The sequence below is a fragment of the Kitasatospora sp. NPDC001603 genome (genome assembly GCF_040298365.1).
Classification (GTDB): domain Bacteria; phylum Actinomycetota; class Actinomycetes; order Streptomycetales; family Streptomycetaceae; genus Kitasatospora.
This window is the reverse complement of the sequence record NZ_JBEPAA010000005.1, coordinates 100,993-122,603: the sequence shown is the minus strand read 5'-3', so window position 1 is coordinate 122,603 and position 21,611 is coordinate 100,993. Positions and strand designations below refer to the sequence as shown.

The following is a 21,611-nucleotide window of genomic DNA, read 5'->3' as shown; positions in this document are numbered from 1 at the left end:
CATTTCGCCCGGCCGGGGTGGCCGGTTCCGGGGGGCGGGCTCAGACGTCCAGCCCGGCCTCGATGCGCTTGAGGCTGTGCCGGGCGAGTGCCAGATTGGCCCGCGAGCGGTCCAGGGCCAGGTAGAGGAAGAGCGAACCACGCGCGCCCGCAAGGGGCCTGATCAGGTGGTACTGGCCGCCGAGGGTGATCAGGATGTCCTCGATGACATCGTCGATCGACAGCGCCGCCATGGCCCTCAGCTTCGCCCGGACGACCTCGGTGTTGCTGGCGGCCGCGACCTCCAGATCGAGCTGCTGGTTCCCCCCGAGATGCCCGAGCGACATACCGCTCTCGTAGTCGACCAGGGCCACGCCGATGGCGCCCTCGATGCCCATCGCGTCCGTGAGTGCGCTGTCAATGTTCATGGCCTGTTCGTCCTTTGCGTGCCATCCGGGCGGAACCCCCGTGTGCAGGAATCAAAGTAGCAAGAAGGTCATCAGGTGTGGCCACCGCACGGAAATGGTGAAATAAAGTACGCTGCCAGCGGTTCAGAAAGCGAAGGGGTACCGGTGCACGCGCTCGAAGCTTCCCTCTCCGATGTGCTCGACTCCCCCGGAGTGGTCGGCGCCGCGCTCGTCGACGCCGTCACGGGCCTCACCTATCGGTCCGCCGGGGAGCACCGACTGCTCGGGACCGGAGCCGAACTCGCCGAGCTGGCCAACCTGATCGGCGAACGGCTGTGCGAGGCCGGGGCGGAGGGCGAGTTGGAGAGCCTGGTGGTCACCAGCACCCGCCACCACCACGTCGTCCAGGTGGTCCCCCGGCAGGGCGACCCGCTGCTGCTGGCCACCGTGCTGGACCGCGGGCAGACCAACCTCGCCCTGGCGATCCGCCAGAGCACCGACCGGGCAGAGGCCCTGCTGGCATGACGGGCCGTCTCCACGACCCGGCCGCGCCCGCGTCCCCACTCGTGTCTCCCGCCGCACGCAACGTTCCCGCGCTCCTGCTGACGCTGCGCCAGGGCGAGTTCACCGGCTCGGTCACCGTCTCCAGCGCGCCGGGCGGCACCATCCACCTGGAGCGGGGGCTGGTCACCGCGATCGAGACGCCCGGGGCCCCGACCGTCGAGACCCTGCTGCTGAAGTCGCGGCGCGTCGGCGAGGCGGACTGGTCCGCCGCCGAGACGGCCGCCGCCGCCAACGCCCAAGGCCTCACCGGCCTCCAGGGCGGCGACCTCGGCGCGGCACTGGTGGCCCAGGGGTCGATCGGCGCCGCCGAACTCGAACTGGTCTGCGCGGCCGCCGCCTTCGACGGCGCCTTCGCCCTGGTCCTGAGCCCGCCCGGCAGTTGGGAGGTGGCCGAAGCGGCCGCCCCCGCCAGGATCGCGCTGCGCCCCGGCATCGAGCCACAGCGGCTGTTCGAGGAAACCGGCCGGCGGGTGGCCCTGTTGACCCGCCTCTGGGGGCCGCCCGGACAGCTCGCCCGCAGCCGGATCCGCCCGGCCACCCCGGCCGGGTCGACGGCCCTGCGGATCCCGGACCGCTACCGGGAGATCCTGGTCGCCGCCACCGGGCGGCGCACCGCGCGCGACATCGGGTTCGCCCTCGGGCGCGGACTGTTCGCCGTGCTGCTCGACCTCGCCCGGATGGACGCCCGGCAGCTGCTCCACCGCGAGCCGGTGGTCCCGCCCGCCGCCGTGCCGAGCGTGGCGCCGCGCGCGCCGCACACCGGCCCGCCGCCGGCCACGACCGGGCCGCTGCCCCGCCGGGTCCCCGTGCGGCGCGGCCCGGAGGTCCTGGACGGACCGGCCGCGGCCGGCGGGCTCACCCGCCTGCCCACCCGGCCCGAGGGCCCGGCTGCCGCCTCCGGCCAGCCATCGAACGTTCACCGCGCCGAGCGGACCGAGAAGACCGAAGAGACCGAGAAGAGCGCACCATGAGCAGCCAGACGTCATCCGCAGCACTCGTCGACGAGTTGAAGTCCCTCCGTGACCGGGTCGTGGGCATCTCCGAGAGCGTCATCTCGACCGCCGACGGCCTGCTCGTGGCCGCCGACACGGCCGCCGTCCATCCCGAGTCGGCCTCCGCGCTGTCCGCCGCCATGCTCGGCCTCGGCCGGCGCACCGCCGCCGAGGTCGGCCTGGGCGGCCTGCGCGACGTGGTCACCCGCTGCAACGGCGGCTACGTCGTGGTGCTGGCGATCGGCGAGCAGGCGCTGCTGATGATCCTGGGCGACGAGGGCATGGATGTCGCCGGTCTGCACCGCGAGGCTCCCGCCACGATCCAGCGGCTGGGCGAGCTCCTCGGACTGGTCCCGACGCGCTAGGTCCCGGACCGGGGCCGCCGGCGCGGCCCGGGCCGCCGACGGGGGCCCGGACCGGGGCTACCGCCGCGGGCCGTAGTCCCAGTAGTGGTCGGGGTAGTCGCCGCACGGGTACTGCATCAGCGGCGCCTGCGGAGCGGTACTGCGGTAGGTGACGGCGAGGCACTGGTGGCTGTTGTCGTTGACGAACCGCATGCCGCGCGGCCACTTCTCGATCTTCCAGGACTGCCCGGGGCTGCTCCGGCACTCCGACTGGACCACCTCGGCGGTGGCCCGGGTACTGGAGTCCCGGACGGACAGACAGAGGGCGCTGTTGTAGCTGACGATCCGGTAGTAGGTGTCGCCGTCCGGGTCCGTGTAGGCCTTCTGCGCCTCCCAGAAGTGGTCGGGGAAGTCCCCGCAGGGGTACTGCTGGACCTCCCGGCCGTCCTCCCGGGTGCCCCCGGGCGTGGCGATGCACTGCTGGCTGTTCCCGTTCCTGATCTCCACCGATCCCGTCGGCGGAACCACCGGGGCGCCGCCGAGCCGGCCCGGTGCCGGGACCTCGGCCGTCGGTGTGGAGCTGGCGGGCGCCGAGGGCGTACCGGCGGGCGTGGCCTCGGCCGAGGGGGCGGCGGGGACGGCGGGCTCCGGCGGCTGGCCGGCTCCCGTACTCCGTGCGGCCGTCCCGCCCGGTTCGGGTGCCACCGGAGCGGACGGCAGCGGTACCGGCGGTGCGGTCGGCGTCCCGCCGGACCGGTCGGGCGCACTGCTCGGGGTGGCAGGAGCGGAGGGGGTCGACGAGACCGGCCCCGTACCCGGAGCCGGTGCCGAGGGGCTCCCGGCCGCCGGTGAGGGGGCGCCGGAGCCCGGCCTGCCCCAGGCGCCGGCCGCCTGCGGGACGGCGTCGAAGGGTCCGTGCGCCGCCGCGCCCAGGCGGACGCCCACCAACACCCCGGCCAGCACCAGGATCCCGGCCAGCACCGCCCCCGTCGCCCCGACGACCGCCCCCGCCCCGGCCGTACGGCGCCATCGCGCACCCGTGGGCCCGCCGCGCGGCGGGCCCAGGACGGTCGCACCGATCGCGACCTCGCGGGTGGGGTCGGTCGGGCCGCGCCGGCCGTGGTCCACAACCCGGACCAGCTCCCCCCGGACGATCCGGGGCCCGGCCGGGACGAGAGCCATCCCGCGCACCTCCCGGTACTGGTCGGCCAGCGCCTCCCGCACCCCCACGAGGTCGGCCTCCAGCCGCCGCAGCACCGGCAGGTGCGCGTCCACCCCGTGGCTCGCCGGCTCCGCCCCGACCCGTGACCGCTCCTGGTCGACCAGGAGCCCGACGGCCTCCTGCTCCCGGCCGGCCGTGTGCCGCGCCTCACGGGCGCTCTCCCTGATGCGCCGTACCTCGGCCAGACACCAGGTCGCCTCCCGCAGCCGGACCTGCCGGACCTGCCGGTCTTGCCGGCGCGGCGCTGCCACCGGGTCGGTCGTGGCACCTTCCGGGTCGTCGGTACCGCCGGTACCGCCGGTACCGCCGCCACCATCTGCACCACCGCCACCATCTGCACCACCGGCACCACCGGCCAGCTCACTCCGCAGCTCGGCCACGATCGCGACCAGCACACGGATCAGGTCCTCCGCCTCCGCCATGCCCTCCTCGGCCTGCCGCTGCGCGTCCCGGGCCCGGTCCAGCGCCTGCTGCGCGGCCGACCGCCGGGCCGCGGGCGGCTGGATCCCCTCGGCCGCCCGGGTGGCCTGCTCGTGCAGCTGGGCGGCCCGGGCCAGCAGCGCCGCCCGGGCCCGCGGGTCCTCCACCTGGTCGTGGACCAGCCGTTGGAGCAGGTGCCACGGGATGTCCTTCTCCGCGGAGCGGTACGCGCTCCAGCTCGTCCGACCGGCGGGGTAGCGCTGGGCGAGCCTGCGGAGGGTCACCCCCGAGGTCACCTCCCGCACGAACCGTGCCAGGGCGTCCGCCTGTTCGGTCTCCCCCTTCAGGCGCCCCTGCGGGCGTCCAGCACTACCCACCTCTTGCCCCCTCCCGTGTACGCGGACGATCCGGGCTGTCCGCCGCTCGGTCGGCCCTCGGCCGATTCCTCGTAGCCGGACAATCCAACATGGCGCGCCGTGGGACCTCCACCGGTTCTTCGGACAACTTCCCGGTTCCGTCAGTACACCACCGGGCCGGGTGCGAAGACTGAACTTCTGTCGGCAAGACACTCCCTGAGCACCCGACAGGTGGAGGCCGACCGCTCCCGCGCAGCTCTCCGTCGATGGCGACCGGCACCGTCGCCCCCTCCACCCGGGCCGCAGATCCTCCGGTAGTCTCCGCTGTCAACGGCCGGGCGCGGCGCGGCCGGGAGGCGGACCGTGGCGACAACGTACGGAGTGGGCATGACCGGTGAGGTCGTAGTCGTCGGTGGCGGGGTCATGGGGTCGTCGGCGGCCTGGCACCTGGCGGCGCGGGGCCGGCGGGTGACGCTCCTGGAGCGGTTCGCCCCGGGGCACGACCGCGGCAGCTCGCACGGCAGTTCACGGATCTTCCGGCTGGCCTACCCGGAGCCCGAGTACGTCGCCCTCGCCGTACGGGCGCTGCCGCTGTGGCGGCGGCTGGAGGAGGAGACGGGCACCGCCCTCCTGGAGCTCACCGGGGCGGTGGACCACGGCCCGGCCGCCGCGACCTCGGCCCTGCACGCCGCGCTGGCCGCCGCCGGGCGACCCGCCGAGCTGCTCGACCCGGCGCGGGTGGCCGAGCGGTGGCCGGGATTGCGGGCCGACACCTCCGCGCTGTTCCACCCCGAGGCCGGGCGGCTGCACGCCGACCACGCGGTGGCGGCGTTCCAGCGGGCGGCCGCGGCGCACGGGGCCGAGGTCCGGCACGGCGTCCGGATCGCCCGGATCGCCGTACGCGGCGGCGGGGGCAACGGCAGGGGCAACGGCGGCGCAGGCGTCGAGCTGGTGACCACCGAGGAGGAGGTGATCTTCGCCGAGCAGGTCGTGGTGGCGGTCGGCGGGTGGGCGCCGGGCCTGCTGTCGGGGCTCGTGCCCGGGCTGCCGCCGATGCGGGTCACCGAGGAGCGGCCGGTGCACTTCCCGGCCGCCGCACCGCTGGACTGGCCGAGCTTCATCCACCACGGCGGGGCGCAACTGGTCTCGGACGTCGGCGTGTACGGCCTCGGGAGCGTCGACGGCATCAAGGTCGGCTTCCACGGCGTCGGCCCGGTCGTCGACCCGGACCACCGCGCGGACGGCCCCGACCCGCGCGCGGTGGAGCGGGTGCGGGCGTACGCGCGGCGCTGGCTGCCGGGCGTCGACCACACCGCGCCGACCGCCACCACCTGCCTGTACACCACCACCCCGGACCACGACTTCGTGGTCGACCGGCGGGGCCCGGTGACGGTCCTGGCCGGCTTCTCCGGGCACGGGTTCAAGTTCGCGTCGGTGCTCGGCGCCCTCGCCGCGGACCTGGTCGAGGGCCGCCCGGCCGCGCGCCGCTTCGCCCTCGGGGCCGGCCGGGGGCGCTGACCGCCCGCACCGGAGCGGCCGACTCAGCCGCGGCCGTCCTCGGCCGCCTCCGCCCGCTCCCGGGCCGCCATCACGTCCTCGCCGTGCTCGAAGGCCCAGGCGCCGAACGCCTCGACCGGCTCCAGCAGCGTCCGCCCCAGCCCGGTGAGGGTGTACTCCACGTGCGGCGGCGACCCGGCGTACGCGCGGCGCTCCACCAGCCCGTTGAAGTGGAGCCGGCGCAGCGTCTCCGTGAGGACCTTGGGGCTGATGCCGCCGATCCGCTCGCGCAGTTCGCCGGGCCGGGCGGGCCCATCGCGCAGCGCCCACACCACGACGGCGTTCCAGGTGTTGGCGAGCAGATCGAAGGCGAGCCGGGCTCGGCAGTCGGCGAGGAAGCCGTGGTCGGTGGTCACTTACCAGATGGTGCCCCAGCGGTTTCGTAGTGTCGTCCCGATTCTGAAGGACGGGTCGCGACAGAGGGGTTGAGCACGATGAGGATCGGGATCGTCGGCACCGGAACGATGGCGCGGGCGCTGGGTGAGCAGTGGGCGCGGGTCGGCCACGAGGTGCTGGTGGGCGGGCGGGACGCGGACCGCGCCGGCGCCCTCGCCGACCGGATCGGCGCACGGGCGGGGACCGCGCGGGAGGCGGCCGAGCACGGCCGGGACGCGGTGCTGCTGGCCGTGCCGTACGCGGCGGCGGTCGGCGTGGTGTCCGGTCTGGCCGGCGCTCTGCGGGGCAGGGCACTGATCGACTGCACCAACCCGGTGGCCCCGGGCTTCGTCCTCGAAACCCGGGGCGGCCCCTCGGCCGCCGAGCGCATCGCGGCCGCGGCGTCCGGCGCCTCCGTGGTCAAGGCGTTCAACCTCTGCCACGAGAGCGTGTGGCGCAGGACGCCGCCGGTCTTCGACGGACGCCCGCTCGCGGTGCCGCTCTGCGGTGACGACGCGTCGGCCCTGGAGACCGTACGGGGCCTCGTCCGCGACCTCGGCTGCACACCGGTCGACGGGGGCGGCCTCGACCGGGCGGGCCTGCTGGAGGCGACGGCGGCGTTCCTGATCGGCCTGTGGGTCGGCGAGGGCGCGGACGCCCAGGCGATCGCCCCACCGCTGGCGTACGCGGGGGGCCGGCCCTCCTGATCCGCGCGCGGGCCGGACCGGCCGCCACGTGGTCGCCGGGGGACGTGCCCGCCCTCGGTGACCACGTGGTGGCCGGGTGCTCGGACCCCGCGCGGGTCACCGGTCCTTGAACTCCTCGATGGCCGCCCGGGAGGCCTCGGCCATCGCCTCGCTCCCGACGTGCCCGGAGTCCTCGAAGATGTGGAACCGCGCGTCCGGCCACACCTTCGCCAGCGCCCACGCCGTCTCCACCGGGCTCCCCATGTCGTGCCGGCCGTGCACCAGCACCCCCGGGATCCCGGCCAGCCGGTGGGCGTCGCGCAGCAGTTGGTCCTCCTCCAGCCAGGCACCGTTGCTGAAGTAGTGGGCGCAGATCCGTACGAAGGCGATCTGCTCGTCGACCTCGCGGTCGCTGTACATCCCCGGGATGCCGCTGGGCTCGTTCGAGACGACGGCGTCCTCCCAGGCGAGCCAGTCGGCGGCGGCCTTCGCGCGGACGGCCCGGTCGGGGTTCTCCATCAGCCGGGCGTAGGCCGCGAGCAGGTCGCCGTCCCGCTCGCCCTCCGGGACGCCGTCGCGGAACCGGTCCCAGGCCTCGGGCTGGAACCGCCCGGCGCCCCGGTAGAGCCAGTCGGTCTCGGCGGGGCGGGTCATCGTCACCGCCTGGATGACGATCCCGGTGACCCGCTCCGGGTGTCGCTGCGCGTAGGCCAGCGCGAGCGTGGAGCCCCAGGACGCGCCGCTCAGCAACCACCGTTCGACACCGAGGTGTTCGCGCAGTCGCTCGATGTCGTCGATGAGGTGCCGGGTGGTGTTCAGGCGCATGTCCGCCGCCGGGTCGCTCGCGTGCGGGGTGCTGCGGCCGCAGTTGCGCTGGTCGAAGCGGATGAGCCGGTAGCGCTCCGGGTCCCAGGCCCGCGTCGGCCGGCGCGGGGCACCCGCCCCCGGGCCGCCGTGGACGGAGAGGGCGGGCTTGCCTTCGGGGTTGCCGAGCTCCTCGTAGTAGATCCGGTTGCCGTCCCGGTGTCGAGGAAGCCGTGGCTGTACGGGTGGGTGGGAGCGTAGAGGTCGACCATGGCCGCCGATCCTACGGGAGCGGTCGTGCTCGAACCAGGCCGTGACGGAGGCCGGTTGGGCGGCTCCGCGGCACGGCGGCAGGACGTTCGGCGGAGCCGCCAGGGGCCCCGTCCCGCTACGCGCCCTCCCGGGTCAGGACGGCGGGCGGGGGCGCCGGGGCGGGGTCGGTGAGGAGTCGGGCGGTGAGGGCGTACTGGGTGAGGGCGCCGGCGAGCAGGACGGCGACGCCGCCGACGGCGTCCAGCACCCAGTGGTTGGCGGTGGCCACCACCACGAGGAAGGTGAGCAGCGGGTAGACCGCCGCCAGGGGTGCCAGCCGGCGGTGGCCGGCGGTGGTGATGACGACCAGGGCGCACCAGCAGGACCAGGCGATGTGCAGCGACGGCATCGCCGCGTACTGGTTGGAGAGCGAGGTGAGCACGCCGAGCGGGGCTTCGCCGGGGATGCCGGACGGGTCCTCCCGCAGGTTGAGCCCCGGGACGAGCCGGGGCGGGGCGAGCGGGTAGCCCCAGAAGCCGACCAGCGCCAGGCCGGTCGCGGCGAACAGGACGGTCCGGGCCGTGCGGTAGCGGTCCGGGTGCCAGACGTAGAGCCAGACCAGCACGCCGAGCGGCACCACGAAGTGCAGCACCTTGTAGTACCCCTGGGCCGCGTCCAGCAGCCAGTCACCGGTCCGCAGGGCCCAGGCGTTGACGACCGGCTCGATGTCCACGTGCAGCAGCTGTTCCAGCCGGAAGACGCTGCGGGCGTGGCCGGTGGCGGTGGCGACGCGCTCGGGCGCGACGTTGCGGATGTAGGAGTAGACGCCGTAGCCGACCTGGACGAAGAGCAGCTCCAGCACCGGGTTCGGGCGGGAGACCGGCCGCAGCGGAGCCGGCAGCAGGGGGATCCAGGGCAGCGCGGGACGCCGCCGCAGGGGCGGGCCGGGGGCGCGGCGCAGGTGCCAGAGCGGGTCGTCGCGCGCCAGGAACGGCAGGGCGGCGGCCGCGGCGAGGGCGACCAGGGTGGGGGCCTTGCGCAGCAGCAGGCCGCTGACCGGTTCGATCTCCGGGTCGAGCAGCGTGCTGGGCAGCAGCGCGACGGTGACCGCGATGGCCGGCCAGAGCGCGCGGGACTCGGGCCGGCGGCCGAGCCGGCCGGTGGCGGCGAGCAGCAGCCACCCGAGGTGGCCCGGCCCGGCCACCGGTGCGGCGACCAGGGTGGCGCAGCCGAGCACGCCGACCGCCAGCAGCGGCTGGCCGTCCCGCGCGTAGCCGCCGGAGCGGCGGACGGCGAGCAGCACGGCGGTGACGGTGACCGCCAGCCAGCCGACCAGCAGCGCCGGGCCGTGCAGGCCGAGCCGGAGCAGCACGCCGAGGGCGGTCTGGTCGGACGGGTCGCCGGTGACGGCCGGGGCGTCGAAGCGGCGCCAGAAGCGGGCGGCGCGGTCCGGGTCGGCGATCAGGACGGTGCCCTGCACCAGGGCGGCCACCGCGAGGGCCGTCAGGGCGGCGGACGCGGGGACGCCGCGCCGGCGCGGGAGGGCGACGGCGAAGAGGGCCAGGACGGGGTGGAACGCGATCGCCAGGCCGAGCGCGAACCCGGCCCGGCGGTTCGGGCCGCGCGGCAGCACGTCGAGCAGCACCAGGGCGGTGCCGGCGAGGCCGACCACGGCGTCCACGGGGTGGCCCCGCTGTTCGGCGCTGATCAGCAGGGTGGCGGCCGCGACCGGGGCGACGGCGGCCGGGGCGGGCAGGTCCGGGGGCGGGTGGCGGGCGACCAGGGTGCCGATCACGGCCACCGCGGCGACGGCGGTGAGCACCAGGCCGACCCGGGTCGCGGTGGCGGGCCAGCTGCCGAGCAGCAGCGGGAGGAGGGGCCGGTCGTCGGCCTCGTCGCCGAAGGACGTCCAGGTGACGACCGCGGCCGCGGCGAGGGCGAGCACCAGGCAGGTGGTGGTGAGGAGGGCGGCCGGGGCCTGCCGGGTGGGCGCTCCGGGCGCCGGCCTGCTCGCGCCCATCCCGCTCCTCCCGTCGCGCCGCCGCGCCCCGGGCCGGTCCGCCGGTCGGGTCGCCTTCCTGCCGACTCTCGGGGGTCGGCGGCCGCCCCGCACGCCGGACGGCGCCGCGTGGGGGACGGCCCGGGCGGCGGGGGCCCCGACAGCGGGCGACGGCCCACCCCCACCGCTCACCCGTGCGGCGGACGGCGGCTCCCGGCCCGGTGCTCCGCGAGGGCCTGCCACACCTTGCCCCGCAGGAACGGTGCCTCGGTGAGGCGGATGCCGGTGGCGTCGCGCAGCGCGTTGGGGGAAGGCCGGCGGCACGGGGTTGGATGCTAGGTGCCGCCGCCGAGGAAGGCATCCCCCGGCTGCCACACCCCGCGACGGCGGGCGTCCGCTCAACTCATCGTGGCGTCGCAAGAGCAAGCCATGCGGCCCGACCGGGCCGTCGCTGCCCCGGGCACACCGTCCCCGCCCCGGGCGGCCTCGGCCACCGGCTCAGTAGACGTCCCGGACGTAGCGCTTGTCGCTCGCCAGCTGCCGGACGTACGCGGCGGCGGCCTCCTCGTCCAGGCCGCCGTGGGCGGCGACGATCTCGCGCAGGGCCAGGTCGACGTCCTTGGCCATCCGGCCCGCGTCGCCGCACACGTAGAAGTGCGCGCCGTCCTGGAGCCAGCGCCACAGGCGCGGGCCGTGCTCGCGCATCCGGTCCTGGACGTAGACCTTGTTGCGCTGGTCGCGCGAGAAGGCCACGTCCAGGCGATCCAGGTGGCCGGCGGCGCGGAAGGCCGCCAGGTCCTCCCGGTAGTAGAAGTCGGTGGCTTCGCGCTGCTCGCCGAAGAAGAGCCAGTTGGGGCCGGTGTGGCCGCGGGCCTGCCGGTCCTCCAGGAATCCGATGAACGGCGCGACCCCGGTCCCGGGGCCCACCATGATCATCGGCGTGGCCGGGCCGGCGGGCGGGCGGAAGTGCGGGGAGCGCTGCACGAACACCGGCACCGGGCCGTCGTCGGCGCAGTCGGCGAGGTAGGTGGAGCAGACGCCGCCGCGGTCGCGGCCGAGGTCGTTGGTGTAGCGGACGACGGACACCGTGAGCCGGACCTCACCGGGGTGGGCCAGGGGGCTGGAGGAGATCGAGTACAGGCGGGGCTGGAGCCGCTTGAGCACTCCGACCCACTCGGCGGCGGTGGCGCGCAGCGGGAAGGCGCCGACCACGTCGGCGGCCTGCCGGCCCCAGCTCCACTTGGCCAGCTCGCCCTTGTTGTCGGGGCGCAGCAGCCGCTTCAGGACGCGGTCGCCGGTGCGGTCGGCGACGAACCCGAGCAGGTCCGGGGTGAGGCGGGCGATGTCGAGGCGGGTCCGCAGGGCCTCCCCCAGCGGGAGGTCGTCGCCGTCGGCCAGCCGGACGTGCTCCTCGGGGTCCAGGCCCGTCAGGGCGAGCCATTCGGCGACCAGTCCGGCGCCGTTGGCCGGCCACACGCCGAGTGCGTCGCCGGCCTCGTAGGCGAGTTCGCCGCCGCGGGTGTCGAAGGCGAACTGCCGTACCTCCTTCTGCGATCCGGGCAGGCTGAGCAGACGGTTGCCGACCAGCAGGGTCGGGAAGGGGGCCGCTCTGGTGAAGCCGCCCGGTGTGGCGGCCGGGGTGGCGGCCGGGGTGGCGGACGCGGGCACGGGCACGGCGGGAACAGCGGGCGCCGGCGCCCGCTCCACCGGCGCCACGAGCGTGCCGGTCACCTGGTCGAGCCACTGCCCGGCGGGCCCGTCGTCGTCGGCCTCGCAGTCGGTGCGCGCGTGCAGGCGGGTCGCGCCCAGCTCGGCGAAGCGCTCGTCCAGCCGGCGGCCGTGACCGCAGAAGTCGTCGTAGCTGGAGTCGCCGAACGCCAGGACGGCGTAGCGCACGCCCTCCAGGCGCGGGGCGTCCGGGGCGGTGAGGCCCTGCCAGAAGTCGGCGCCGTTGTCGGGCGCCTCCCCGTCGCCGAAGGTGCTGGTGACGACGAGCACGTCGGTACCGGCGGTGAGCCGCCGGGGGGTGGTGTCGGCCATCGCGAGCAGGGTCGGGGCGCGGCCCGCCCCGGCCAGGCGGGCCGCGGCGGCGGCGGCGAACTCCTCGGCGTTGCCGGTCTGCGAGGCCCACAGGACGAGCAGTTCCCGGGTCGGCGCGGCGGGCTCGGCGCCGGCCGCCCCCGGTGCGGCCGGGACAGCCGGCCCGGCCGCACCGGGGGCGCCCCGGGAGAACATGCCCGCCAGCACCCCGTCCACCCAGAGCGCCGTCGCCGGGGCGAACGGTGCTCCCGCCGGGAGCACCGGAACGGCCCCGGACGGCGCCGTGGCGGCGGCCGCGACGTACCCGGAGAGGTATCCGGACAGGTAGCGGCGCTCCGGTTCGGCGAGCACCGGCGGGGCGAGGTCGGCGAGGCCGAAGAGCGCGGTCAGGGCGGAGACGGCGTCGGACGCGCCCCCGGGCACGGCCGGCACGGGCAGCACGGCGAGGGGCGGCTGCCCCGTCCCCGCACTCGGGTCTGCGGTCACCGGCACGGGCGCGGTCTCCTCGGGGGTCGAGGCGGGCACCACGCGCAGCGCCACGGCGCAGGCCTTGAACCCGGGTTGGAAGGAGACCGGGTCGACGGCGTCGTTGGTGACGGCGTTGATGCCGAGGTACTCGCCGAAGAGGTCGTTCCAGTGGAACGGCACGAAGCAGTTCCCGGGGCGGACCCGGTCGGTGACGGCGGCGGGCAGCACCGCGCGGCCGCGGCGGGAGGCGACCTCGATGCGGTCGCCCTGCCCGGCGCCCATCGCGGCGGCGTCGTCGGGGTGGAGCTCGACGAACGGGCCGGGGTCGAGCTTGTTGAGCTTGGCCACCTTGCCGGTCTTGGTGAGGGTGTGCCACTGGTGCTGGAGGCGGCCGGTGCTGAGGACGAACGGGTAGTCGTCGTCCGGGAGTTCGGCAGCGGGCAGGTGCGGGCGGCCGAAGAACCGGGCGCGGCCGGTGGGGGTGGGGAACGCGAGTCGGGGTCTGCTCCCGTCGGCGCGCTCCAGCAGGGTCTGGCTGACGCCGTCGTTGAGGTACCGGATCGGGTTGCGGTCGGGGCCGTCCGCGGCGGGCGCCGGCCACTGGACGGGCGTCCCGCGCAGCCGCGGGTAGCTGACGCCGCGCAGGTCCCAGCCGGTCGCCGGGTTCCAGGCGCGCTTGAGCTCCTCGAAGACCTCCTCGGCGCTCGTGTAGCCGAAGGCGTCGGCGTAGCCCAGCTCGCAGGCGACCCGGGCGATCAGCTGCCAGTCGGGCAGGGCCTGCCCGGGCGGGTCGACCACGCCCTCGACCAGGGTGAGGTTCCGCTCCGAGTTGATCATGACGCCGTCGGACTCGGCCCAGAGCGTGGCGGGCAGCAGCACGTCGGCGTAGGCGTTGGTCTCGGTCTCCGTGAACACGTCCTGGGTGATGACCAGTTCGGCGGCCTCCAGGGCGGCGATGACGGTCTTGCGGTTGGCGACCGAGGCGACCGGGTTGGTGCAGATGATCCAGCAGGCCTTGATCTCGCCGGCGGCCATCCGCTCGAACATCTCCACCGTGCCGCGCCCGGCCTCGGTCCGCAGCGTGCCGGCCTCGACGCCCCAGAGCTCCTCGACGAAGGCCCGCTCCTGCGCCACCAGGACGGAGCGCTGGCCGGGCAGGCCTGGGCCCAGGTACCCCATCTCGCGGCCGCCCATCGCGTTGGGCTGGCCGGTGAGCGAGAACGGACCGGAGCCCGGGCGGCAGATCGCGCCGGTGGCCAGGTGCAGGTTGATCAGGGCGTTGGTGTTCCAGGTGCCGTGGGTGGACTGGTTGAGGCCCATCGTCCAGCAGCTCATCCACTCCCCCGCCTCGCCGACCCACCGCGCGGCCTGCCGGATGTCCGCCTCGGGTATCCCGGTGATCTCGGCGACCTTCGCGGGCGGGTAGTCCGCCAGGAAGTCGGGCATCTCCTCCCAGCCCTCGGTGAACTCCGCGACGAACGCCTCGTCGGTGTGCCCGTTCTCGACCAGCAGGTGCAGCAGTCCGTTCAGCAGGGCGAGGTCGGTGCCCGGCCTGATCTGCAGGAAGAGGTCGGCCTTCGCGGCGGTGGCGGTGCGCCGCGGGTCGACGACGATCAGCTTCGCCCCGGCCGCCTTGACCCGGTCCATCATCCGCAGGAACAGGATCGGGTGGCAGTCGGCCATGTTGGCGCCGATGACGAGGAACGCGTCCGCGTGGTCGAAGTCCCGGTAGGAGCCGGGCGGCCCGTCCGCGCCCAGCGAGAGCTTGTAGCCGGAGCCCGCGGAGGCCATGCACAGGCGGGAGTTGGACTCGATCCGGCTGGTCCGCACGAACCCCTTGGCGAGCTTGTTCGCCAGGTACTGCGCCTCCAGGGACATCTGCCCGGAGACGTAGAGGGCGAGCGCGTCGGGGCCGTGCTCGTCCAGGATCGCCCGCAGCCGCCCGGCCACCGCCGTGATCGCCTCGTCGACGTCCACCGGGACGGGTTCGGCGCCGCGCCCGGCGCGGATCAGCGCGGTGGCGGCCCGCCCGGAGGCGGCCATCATCTCGGCACTGGTCGCGCCCTTGGTGCAGAGCCGCCCGGCGTTCGTCGGGTGGCTCTTGTCCCCCGACACCTTGGCGACGGTGCGCCTGCCGGTGGCGGCGTCCCGGCCGATGTCGAGCACGACGCCGCAGCCGACGCCGCAGTACGAGCAGACCGTCCGTACGCTGTCCGCCTTCGAAGCCGGCATCGTCACCGAGACTCCCTCCCCAGGGATCACGCGGTGGGAAGGTCCCACGATCGTGACCCTAGGAAGAGCGCATTACCGCCTCGTCACAGCGCCTGTTTCGCGAGGTTAACCGGACCGCACGGGCGCCTCCCGGTGGACGTGAGCACCACGGCGCACTGCCATGCCTCCCGCCAAGCCGTCGATCACGCCACGCCCGGCACGATCCGGGGCGCGGCCCGCGACGAGGGCTCCGCGAGGCGGCGCGGCGCCCCTGCGTTCCCGGCCCTGCGTGCCCGGGCCGGTCGCCCTAGGGTGGAGGGGTGACGGCGCCGCCGGGCGGCCGGTGGACCTGCCGTCGGGCCCGCTCCCGCAGGAGGTGCCCCGGGGGAGGGCGGCCCGGTCCCGACCCACCGGCGGAGCGAGGTGCGATGCGGTTGCCCCACCGGCCGGCGTCCCCGCTCCCGCCCCGCCCCGATCCCCCGGTGGCGCACCGCGCGGTTCGGGTCACCGCCGCCGCGTGCACGGGCTTCTACGTCTTCCGCTACGGCTTCGACCAGCCGGTGACGGCCACCTACGCCCTGTTCGGGGCGGTCGCGGTCGGCGTGCTGGCCCGGGTGGAGGGCGGCGCGCGCGCCCGGGGTCGGACGCTGCTGCTGACCCTGCCGTTCGCCTGGGCGCTGGTCTGCCTGGGCTCCGCGCTGGCCGTGCACGCCTGGACGGCGGCGCTGGGCATGGTCGGCGTGGGCTTCGCGGTGTCCTTCGCCTCGGTGGGCGGACCGCGGCTGGTCGGGCTCACCAACGGGCTCCAGCTCTTCTACATCCTGCCGTGCTTCCCGCCCTACGCCCCGGACACCCTGCCGCAGCGGCTGGCCGGCGTGACCGCGGGCCTGCTGCTGCTCGCCGCCGCGGAGCGGCTGCTGTGGCCGGAGCCGCCGCCGAGGGACTACCGCGACCGCGTGGGGAGCGCCGCCCTGGCGCTGGCCGGGCTGGCCGACCGTGCCGCCGCGCACTGCGGCGGGCCGCCGCCGACCGCCACCGGCGCCGTGCCGGACGACGCCACCGCGGCGGACCGCGCCCGGGCCCTCCTCGACGACCTGCGGTTCTCCCGGATCCCGCTGATGGAGCGGCCCGCCGGCCCGGGCGCCGCCGACCGCGCGCTCACCCACTGCGCGACCACGCTGCAGTTCATCGGAGCCGAACTGCTGCGGATCCGCCGGCTGGGCGCCGCCGGCGGGCCCTACCCGGAGGCGGCCGCCCTGGTGGCGACCACCGCCGGTGCGCTGCGCGCGGCCGCGGCGGGGGTTCGGCCGGACGGTCCGGTCCCGTCCGCCGCGCCGGTCGAGAGGCGGATCGCCGCCTTCGACGCCGACCGCACCTCACCGGCCGGCGGTGCCGACGCGTCGGACGGCCCCACCGGCCCCACCGTCGCCCGGCTGGCGCTCGGCACCCTCGCCCTGAGCGCCGCCGAGGGCGCCCGCTTCCTCACCCTCGCCACCCGCACCAGCCGCCGGGCACCGCCGCCGCCCGACAGCACCCCGCCCGACCAGCGCCCCGGCCCGTTCTGGTACGCCTACGAGCCGACGCCGATGCTCTGGTGGCGCCGGATCCGCGGCAACCTGACCCCTCGCTCGGTGTACTTCCGCAACGCCCTGCGCACCGCCGGCGCCCTCGGCGCGGCCCGGCTGGTGGTCGGCGCCCTCGATCTCACCCACGGGTTCTGGGTCCTGCTGGCGACCCTCACCCTGATGCGCACCAGCGCGGCCGACACCCGGATCACGCTGCGTCCGGCCCTGGCCGCCACCGCAGGCGGCGCCGCCGTGACGGCGCTGCTGCTGCTCGCGGTCGGCGAGCACCCCGTCTTCTACGCCGCCGCGCTGCCGCCCGCGATGCTGTTCGCGTTCGCCTTCAGCCCGGGGCTCGGGCTGGCCTGGGCGCAGGGGACGTTCACCGTCGTGGTCGCCATGGTCTTCACCCAGCTCGCCCCGGCCGGCTGGCGGCTGGCCGAGGCCCGGCTGGTCGACGTGGCGACCGGTGCCACGGTCGGCATCCTCGCCGGGCTCTGCGCCTGGCCGCGCGGCGGCGGTCACGACCTGCGGCGGCGTACCGCCGAGCTGCTGGACCGCAGCGCCGCCGCGCTCTCCGAGACCGTCGCCGTGGTCACCGGGTCGGGCCCGGCCCGGGGCGCGCTGCAGCGGGCCCGGCACAGCACGCTGCTCACCGAGGCGCTGTACGCCCAGTACCGCAGCGAGCGCCACCAGCCGGCCGGGGAGGGCCCGAACTGGCAGGCCGCCGTGCTGACCGGGCAGCACACGGTGCGCGGGGCCGAGCCGCTGCTCGCCCGGATCCCGCCGGGCACCGCGGCCTCCGGCCCGCACGGCGGGGCGGCCCTGGTCGGCCGCGCCGAGCAGGTCGCCGCGGCATTCCGCCGCGAGGGCGCGGCGCTGCTCGACCCGGCCGGGTCCGCCGCGGCGGACCGGGCGCTGGCCGAGGCCCTCGCGGCCCTGCACGAGGACCGCGTCACGGCCACCCGAACGCCCGAGGACCCGGTCTCACTGCACACCGTGGACGTCACGCTCTGGCTCACCGGGCTGCTGGACGACCTCGGCCGGGTCCACGACTCCGCCCGGGCCGCCCCGGGCGGCACGCCGGCCCCGGCAGAGCGCCGCGCTTGACAGGTAGGCAAGCCTTACCTAAGTTCAACGTCCATGTTCCGCAACCGCCCCGACACCACCCACCCGGCCGCCCTGCTGCGACGCCTGCGTCCGGGACCGCTGCCGATCGACCCGCAGGCCGATGTCGGGCGGCGGGCCTGGGCGGCTTGTCCGGGCTGCGACGACGCCCGCGGGTGCGCCGGCTGCGCGGAGCGGCGCAACTGCCGCGAGCACTGGCGCTACCTGCTCTCCAACACCGGTAGCGTGCTCCACCTCCAGTGCCCCACCTGCACCCACGTCTGGGACCACGAGACCGGCTTCGGCGCCACCCGGCAGGAGATCCGGCGACCGGCCTGAGCGGCGCCGCCGAGAGCACCGCCGAGGGCTCGGCCCGGCCACCGGGCGGGCGGCCGCGTTCGGGTAGAGCCACCGGCACGGGGCGCCGTCCCACGGCCTGCGCGAGGCGCAACCGGCCCAGCGCCGAGATCCACCGCAGCCTGAGCGGCGAACTCGCCGGCCACTGAGGCCGCCGCCGGTACCACCGCGCCCGCCCTCCGGTCCGTCGGAGTGCGGGCGCGGCGCTGTGCCGGCGCCGATCAGCCCGGCAGCGCGTCCAGCAGGAGCTCCGGGCGCACCGGGAGGTCCCGCACCCGGACCCCGGTGGCGTGGTGGACGGCGTTGACGACGGCCGCGGCGGTGCCGACGGTGCCGATCTCGCCGATCCCCTTGGAGCCCATGGGGTTCAGGTGCGCGTCCTCCTCGTCGATCCAGTGGGCCTCCACGGACGGGATGTCGGCGTTCGCGGCCACGTGGTACGCGGCCAGGTCGCGTTCGGCGTGGTCGCCGAACTCCCGGTCCATCGTGCTGTGTTCGAGGAGCGCCATCGAGACACCCATGATCATCCCGCCCACCAGCTGCGACCGGGCGGTCCGCTCGTTCAGGATCCGCCCGGCCGCGAAGACCCCGAGCAGCCGGCGCAGCCGCACCTCTCCGGTGTCGGCGTCGACCGCGACCTGGACGAACTGGGCGCCGAAGGCGTGCCGGGCGTACTCGCGGCCGGCCTTGACCGCCCCCGTGGTGTCCGCCAGGTGGCGCAGCCCCTCGGCGGGCAGCGGCGCGGTGCCCCGTTCGGCCAGCGTGCGGCGCAGCCCGGTGCACGCCTCGTGGACCGCCCAGCCCCAGGACGCGGTGCCCGAGGACCCTCCGGCGAGCGGCGCCCGGGGCAGGTCGGTCCGGCCGATCGCGACGCCGACCCGGTCCGCCGGCACACCGAGCGCCTCGGCCGCGATCCCGGTGAGGGCCGCCCGGGCGCCGGTGCCGATGTCGGTGGCGTTGGTGCGCACCAGGAAGGTGCCGTCCGGGAGGGCGACGGCCTCGGCGGTGGAGGGCGACACCAGCACGGGGTACGTCGAGGCGGCGACGCCGCAGCCGAGCAGCCAGGCCCCCTCGCGGCGGGGCCCCCGGGCGCGCTCGCCCGCCCAGTCGAACCGGCGCGCACCCTCCCGCAGGCACTCCACCAGGTGGCGGCTGCTGAACGGGCGGCCGGAGTCCGGCTCCACGGCCGGTTCGTTGCGCAGGCGCAGGTCGACCGGGTCCAGCCCGCAGGCCTCGGCGAGCTCGTCCATCGCGCATTCCAGGGCGAACATGCCCGGCGTCTCGCCCGGGGCCCGCATCCAGGAGGGGGTGGGCACGTCCTGGCGGACCACCCGGTGCGACGTCCTGCTGTGCGGCGCCGCGTACATCACGCGGGCCGGCACGGCGGCCTGCTCGACGAACTCGCGCAGCGTCGAGGAACGGGTGACCACCTCGTGCGCCAGGGCCGCGAGCCGGCCGCCGTCGTCGGCTCCCAGGCGCAGCCGGTGCACCGTCGGCGAGCGGTGGCCGGTGAGGGCGGGCAGCTGGGCCCGGGGCAGGGCGAGCCGGACGGGACGGCCGACGTGCCGGGCGGCCATCGCCGCCAGGACGACGTGCGGCCTGGTGGTGCCCTTGCTGCCGAAGCCGCCGCCGACGTGCTCGCTGATCACCAGGACGTCCTGCGGCGCCACCCCGAACAGTGCGGCCAGGGTCTCCTGGACGTTGTTGCCGCCCTGGCTGGAGTCGTGCACGGTGAGCCGGCCGTCCGCCCACTGTGCGGTGGCGGTGTGCGGCTCCATCGGGTGGTTGTGCAGCGGGCCGATGCGGTAGGTGCGGTCGATCCGGACGTCGGCCTGCTGGTAGGCGTGGTCGAAGTCGCCGTGGGTGCGGACGGCGGGGTGGCCGCCGTTGGCCTTCTCGGGCGTGTAGAGGCCGGGGTGGTCGTCGGTGAGCACGACGTCGTGCGGTTCGGCGGCGTAGCCGATCCGGACGGCCTCGGCCCCCGCCCGGGCGTCCTGCGGGGTTTCGGCGACGACCAGGGCGGCCACCTCGCCGCGGTGCGCGACCCGGGGGGACTGCAGCACGGCCAGCGTCGGGTCGCCGTCCGCGGGCAGGGTGAGCACGGGTGCGTCGCGGTGGGTGAGCACCGCGAGGACCCCGGGGATCGCCAGGGCGGCGGCGGTGTCGACGGCGGTGATGTCGCCGCGGGCGACGGTGGTGGGGACCGGCCAGGCGTGGAGCAGCCCGTCGGGGTGGTGGTCGCCGGCGTAGCGGGCGGCTCCGGTGACCTTGTCCAGGCCCTCCGGTCGGGCGAGGTCGCTGGTCATCGCTGCTCCTGACCGGTGGCGAGCAGGCCGAGTTCGCGGATGGCGAGCCGACGGGCCAGCGCCACCTTGAACCCGTTGTCGGGCAGCGGGCGGGCGGCGGCCAGTTCGGCGTCCATGGCGGCTCCGACGGCGGCCGCCGTGAACGGCTCGCCGAGCAGCGCGGCCTCCGCGGTGAGGGCCCGCCACGGCCGGGGGGCGAGGGCGCCGAAGGCGAGCCTTACGGTCTCGACCCGGCCGTCGCGCAGGTTCAGGAGGGCGGCGAGCGAGCACGTCGCGAAGGCGAAGGAGGCCCGTTCGCGGACCTTGCGGTAGACCGAGCGCGCCCCGGCCGGGGGCGGCGGCAGCTCGACGGCGGTGACGAGTTCGGCGGGCCCGAGTTCGGTCTCGCGGTCCGGGGTCGTGCCCGGCAGGCGGTGGAAGGCGGTCAGCGGCATGGTCCGGTCCCCGGCGGGGCCGGTCAGGTGCAGGACGGCGTCGACGGCGACGAGCGCCACCGCGAGGTCGGAGGGATGGGTCGCCACGCAGTGGTCGGAGGTGCCGAGGACGCCGAGGTCGCGGTGGACGCCGGTGCGGGCCGGGCAGCCGGAGCCGGGCAGCCGCTTGTTGCACGGCTTGGAGACGTCCTGGAAGTAGAGGCAGCGGGTGCGCTGGAGCAGGTTGCCGCCGGTGGTGGCGGCGTTGCGGAGCTGACCGCTGGCCCCGGCCAGGACGGCCCGGGACACCACCGGGTGGCGCTCGCGGACCAGCGGGTGGTCGGCGAGGTCGCTGTTGCGCACGTTGGCGCCGATCAGCAGGCCGCCCTGCGGTGTCTCCTCGACGCGGTCGAGCGGCAGGCGGGCGATGTCGACGAGCAGCCCGGGCCGTTCGACGCCGAGCTTCATCAGATCGACCAGATTGGTGCCGCCGGCCAGGGCCTTCGCGTCCGGACGCCCGGCCAGCAGGGCGACGGCGGCGGCCACCTCGGTGGGCCGGGTGTAGCCGTGGGGCTTCATGCCGGACCCTCCCCGTTCCCCGCCCCGGCCCCGGTGGCCGACGCGCCCCGGCCCTCGGCCTGGGCCTGCCGGACGGCCCTGACGATGGCCGGGTAGGCGCCGCAGCGGCAGATGTTGCCGCTCAGCAGTTCGCGCAGCGTCGCCTCGTCGGTCGGAGCGGGGTCACCGGCGGTCTCCGCGAGGACGCCGGCCGCCGAGCAGAGCTGGCCCGGCGTGCAGAAGCCGCACTGGAAGGCGTCCTGTTCGAGGAACGCCCGCTGGAGCGGGTGCGGGCCGTCCGGGCCGGCCAGGCCCTCGACGGTGGTGACCGCGCGGCCGTCCTGGGCGACGGCCGGCAGCAGGCAGCTGTTGACCCGCCGTCCGTCCAGCAGCACGGTGCAGGCACCGCACTGGCCGTGGTCGCAGCCCTGTTTCGCACCGGTCAGACCGAGCCGGTCGCGCAGCACGTCGAGGAGGGTGGCGCGGTGGTCGACCGTGAGGGTGTGCGGCCGGTCGTTGACGGTCAGGGCGATCCCGCTGCTCGTCGCGAGGGTGTCGGTGGCATCCATGGCCCACGCATTCCACGCGGGGCCCCGCCGGACACCCCCCGACCCGCTCGACAACCGCTTCGCC

At 76.1% G+C, this 21,611-nt stretch carries 15 protein-coding genes and 1 pseudogene; 7 read left to right on the top strand and 9 right to left on the bottom strand.

Annotation, left to right across the window (positions count from 1 at the left end; all coding sequences use genetic code 11):
- Window positions 1–40 precede the first annotated feature (40 nt).
- Window positions 41–406 carry a hypothetical protein gene (locus ABT263_RS05595; protein WP_329485690.1) on the bottom strand — a complete coding sequence of 122 codons (366 nt, stop codon included), beginning with the start codon at window positions 404–406 and terminating at the stop codon, window positions 41–43.
- 144 nt (window positions 407–550) lie between these two features.
- Between ABT263_RS05595 and ABT263_RS05590 the strand changes: the two genes are divergently transcribed.
- The 3 genes from ABT263_RS05590 to ABT263_RS05580 are packed head-to-tail and all read left to right on the top strand — an operon-like array spanning window position 551 to window position 2,306.
- Complete coding sequence (locus ABT263_RS05590; protein ID WP_352287900.1) at window positions 551–910, top strand: hypothetical protein; 360 nt, start codon at window positions 551–553, stop codon at window positions 908–910.
- A 41-nt stretch (window positions 911–951) separates the two neighbouring features.
- On the top strand, window positions 952–1,920 hold the full coding sequence (locus ABT263_RS05585; RefSeq protein ID WP_352287898.1) for a hypothetical protein: 969 nt from the start codon (window positions 952–954) through the stop codon (window positions 1,918–1,920).
- On the top strand, window positions 1,917–2,306 hold the full coding sequence (locus ABT263_RS05580) for a roadblock/LC7 domain-containing protein (protein WP_352287895.1): 390 nt from the start codon (window positions 1,917–1,919) through the stop codon (window positions 2,304–2,306). The genes ABT263_RS05585 and ABT263_RS05580 overlap by 4 nt, the downstream gene beginning before the upstream one ends.
- A 57-nt stretch (window positions 2,307–2,363) precedes the next feature.
- Here the strand turns inward: ABT263_RS05580 and ABT263_RS05575 are convergent, their stop codons facing one another.
- On the bottom strand, window positions 2,364–4,211 hold the full coding sequence (locus ABT263_RS05575) for an RICIN domain-containing protein (protein ID WP_352287893.1): 1,848 nt from the start codon (window positions 4,209–4,211) through the stop codon (window positions 2,364–2,366).
- 459 nt (window positions 4,212–4,670) lie between these two features.
- On the opposite strand from ABT263_RS05575, the gene ABT263_RS05570 reads away from it, so the two are divergent.
- The gene (locus ABT263_RS05570) at window positions 4,671–5,801 is read left to right on the top strand and encodes an FAD-dependent oxidoreductase (protein ID WP_352287890.1); all 1,131 of its coding nucleotides are present in this window, start codon (window positions 4,671–4,673) and stop codon (window positions 5,799–5,801) included.
- Window positions 5,802–5,824: 23 nt separating this feature from the next.
- On the opposite strand, the gene ABT263_RS05565 is transcribed toward ABT263_RS05570, so the two are convergent.
- Entirely contained in the window at window positions 5,825–6,196 is a 372-nt protein-coding gene (locus ABT263_RS05565) for a winged helix-turn-helix transcriptional regulator (RefSeq protein ID WP_352287887.1), read from the bottom strand.
- Between the two features lie 78 nt (window positions 6,197–6,274).
- Here ABT263_RS05565 and ABT263_RS05560 point away from each other — a divergent pair, with 78 nt between their 5' ends.
- Window positions 6,275–6,922: an NADPH-dependent F420 reductase gene (locus ABT263_RS05560; RefSeq protein ID WP_352287885.1), complete on the top strand. Its 648-nt coding sequence runs from the start codon at window positions 6,275–6,277 to the stop codon at window positions 6,920–6,922.
- Window positions 6,923–7,018: 96 nt separating this feature from the next.
- Here the strand turns inward: ABT263_RS05560 and pip are convergent.
- The 3 genes and pseudogenes from pip to ABT263_RS05545 form a co-directional block, all read right to left on the bottom strand.
- A pseudogene (gene pip, locus ABT263_RS05555) lies at window positions 7,019–7,977 on the bottom strand (prolyl aminopeptidase).
- Between the two features lie 116 nt (window positions 7,978–8,093).
- Complete coding sequence (locus ABT263_RS05550; protein WP_352287882.1) at window positions 8,094–9,977, bottom strand: phosphatase PAP2 family protein; 1,884 nt, start codon at window positions 9,975–9,977, stop codon at window positions 8,094–8,096.
- Between the two features lie 477 nt (window positions 9,978–10,454).
- Window positions 10,455–14,696, bottom strand: a complete 4,242-nt coding sequence (locus tag ABT263_RS05545; RefSeq protein WP_352288068.1) for a bifunctional nitrate reductase/sulfite reductase flavoprotein subunit alpha — start codon at window positions 14,694–14,696, stop codon at window positions 10,455–10,457.
- Between the two features lie 461 nt (window positions 14,697–15,157).
- Here ABT263_RS05545 and ABT263_RS05540 point away from each other — a divergent pair, with 461 nt between their 5' ends.
- Together ABT263_RS05540 and ABT263_RS05535 are read left to right on the top strand one after the other, a co-directional pair.
- Window positions 15,158–17,347, top strand: coding sequence for an FUSC family protein (locus ABT263_RS05540; protein WP_352287880.1), 2,190 nt, complete (start codon window positions 15,158–15,160; stop codon window positions 17,345–17,347).
- Between the two features lie 33 nt (window positions 17,348–17,380).
- Window positions 17,381–17,683, top strand: coding sequence for a hypothetical protein (locus ABT263_RS05535; RefSeq protein WP_352287878.1), 303 nt, complete (start codon window positions 17,381–17,383; stop codon window positions 17,681–17,683).
- A 239-nt stretch (window positions 17,684–17,922) separates the two neighbouring features.
- On the opposite strand, the gene ABT263_RS05530 is transcribed toward ABT263_RS05535, so the two are convergent.
- Genes ABT263_RS05530 through ABT263_RS05520 form a run of 3 tightly spaced genes read right to left on the bottom strand, consistent with a single transcriptional unit; the run spans window position 17,923 to window position 21,547 of the window.
- Window positions 17,923–20,007: a xanthine dehydrogenase family protein molybdopterin-binding subunit gene (locus ABT263_RS05530; RefSeq protein WP_352287875.1), complete on the bottom strand. Its 2,085-nt coding sequence runs from the start codon at window positions 20,005–20,007 to the stop codon at window positions 17,923–17,925.
- Window positions 20,004–20,999 (bottom strand): FAD binding domain-containing protein, encoded by a 996-nt coding sequence (locus ABT263_RS05525; protein WP_352287872.1) that lies wholly within the window; start codon window positions 20,997–20,999, stop codon window positions 20,004–20,006. The genes ABT263_RS05530 and ABT263_RS05525 overlap by 4 nt, the downstream gene beginning before the upstream one ends.
- Window positions 20,996–21,547, bottom strand: coding sequence for a (2Fe-2S)-binding protein (locus ABT263_RS05520; RefSeq protein WP_352287869.1), 552 nt, complete (start codon window positions 21,545–21,547; stop codon window positions 20,996–20,998). Before ABT263_RS05520 ends, ABT263_RS05525 begins: the two co-directional genes overlap by 4 nt.
- Window positions 21,548–21,611: the final 64 nt, after the last annotated feature.

What these genes read in the sequence shown, in the direction of transcription:
- ABT263_RS05595 (WP_329485690.1), bottom strand. Translation starts at nt 406, where the DNA reads ATGAACATTGACAGCGCACTCACGGACGCGATGGGCATCGAGGGCGCC.
- ABT263_RS05525 (WP_352287872.1), bottom strand. Translation starts at nt 20,999, where the DNA reads ATGAAGCCCCACGGCTACACCCGGCCCACCGAGGTGGCCGCCGCCGTC.
- ABT263_RS05535 (WP_352287878.1), top strand. Translation starts at nt 17,381, where the DNA reads ATGTTCCGCAACCGCCCCGACACCACCCACCCGGCCGCCCTGCTGCGA.
- ABT263_RS05550 (WP_352287882.1), bottom strand. Translation starts at nt 9,977, where the DNA reads ATGGGCGCGAGCAGGCCGGCGCCCGGAGCGCCCACCCGGCAGGCCCCG.
- ABT263_RS05530 (WP_352287875.1), bottom strand. Translation starts at nt 20,007, where the DNA reads ATGACCAGCGACCTCGCCCGACCGGAGGGCCTGGACAAGGTCACCGGA.
- ABT263_RS05570 (WP_352287890.1), top strand. Translation starts at nt 4,671, where the DNA reads ATGACCGGTGAGGTCGTAGTCGTCGGTGGCGGGGTCATGGGGTCGTCG.
- ABT263_RS05560 (WP_352287885.1), top strand. Translation starts at nt 6,275, where the DNA reads ATGAGGATCGGGATCGTCGGCACCGGAACGATGGCGCGGGCGCTGGGT.
- ABT263_RS05580 (WP_352287895.1), top strand. Translation starts at nt 1,917, where the DNA reads ATGAGCAGCCAGACGTCATCCGCAGCACTCGTCGACGAGTTGAAGTCC.
- ABT263_RS05520 (WP_352287869.1), bottom strand. Translation starts at nt 21,547, where the DNA reads ATGGATGCCACCGACACCCTCGCGACGAGCAGCGGGATCGCCCTGACC.
- ABT263_RS05545 (WP_352288068.1), bottom strand. Translation starts at nt 14,696, where the DNA reads ATGCCGGCTTCGAAGGCGGACAGCGTACGGACGGTCTGCTCGTACTGC.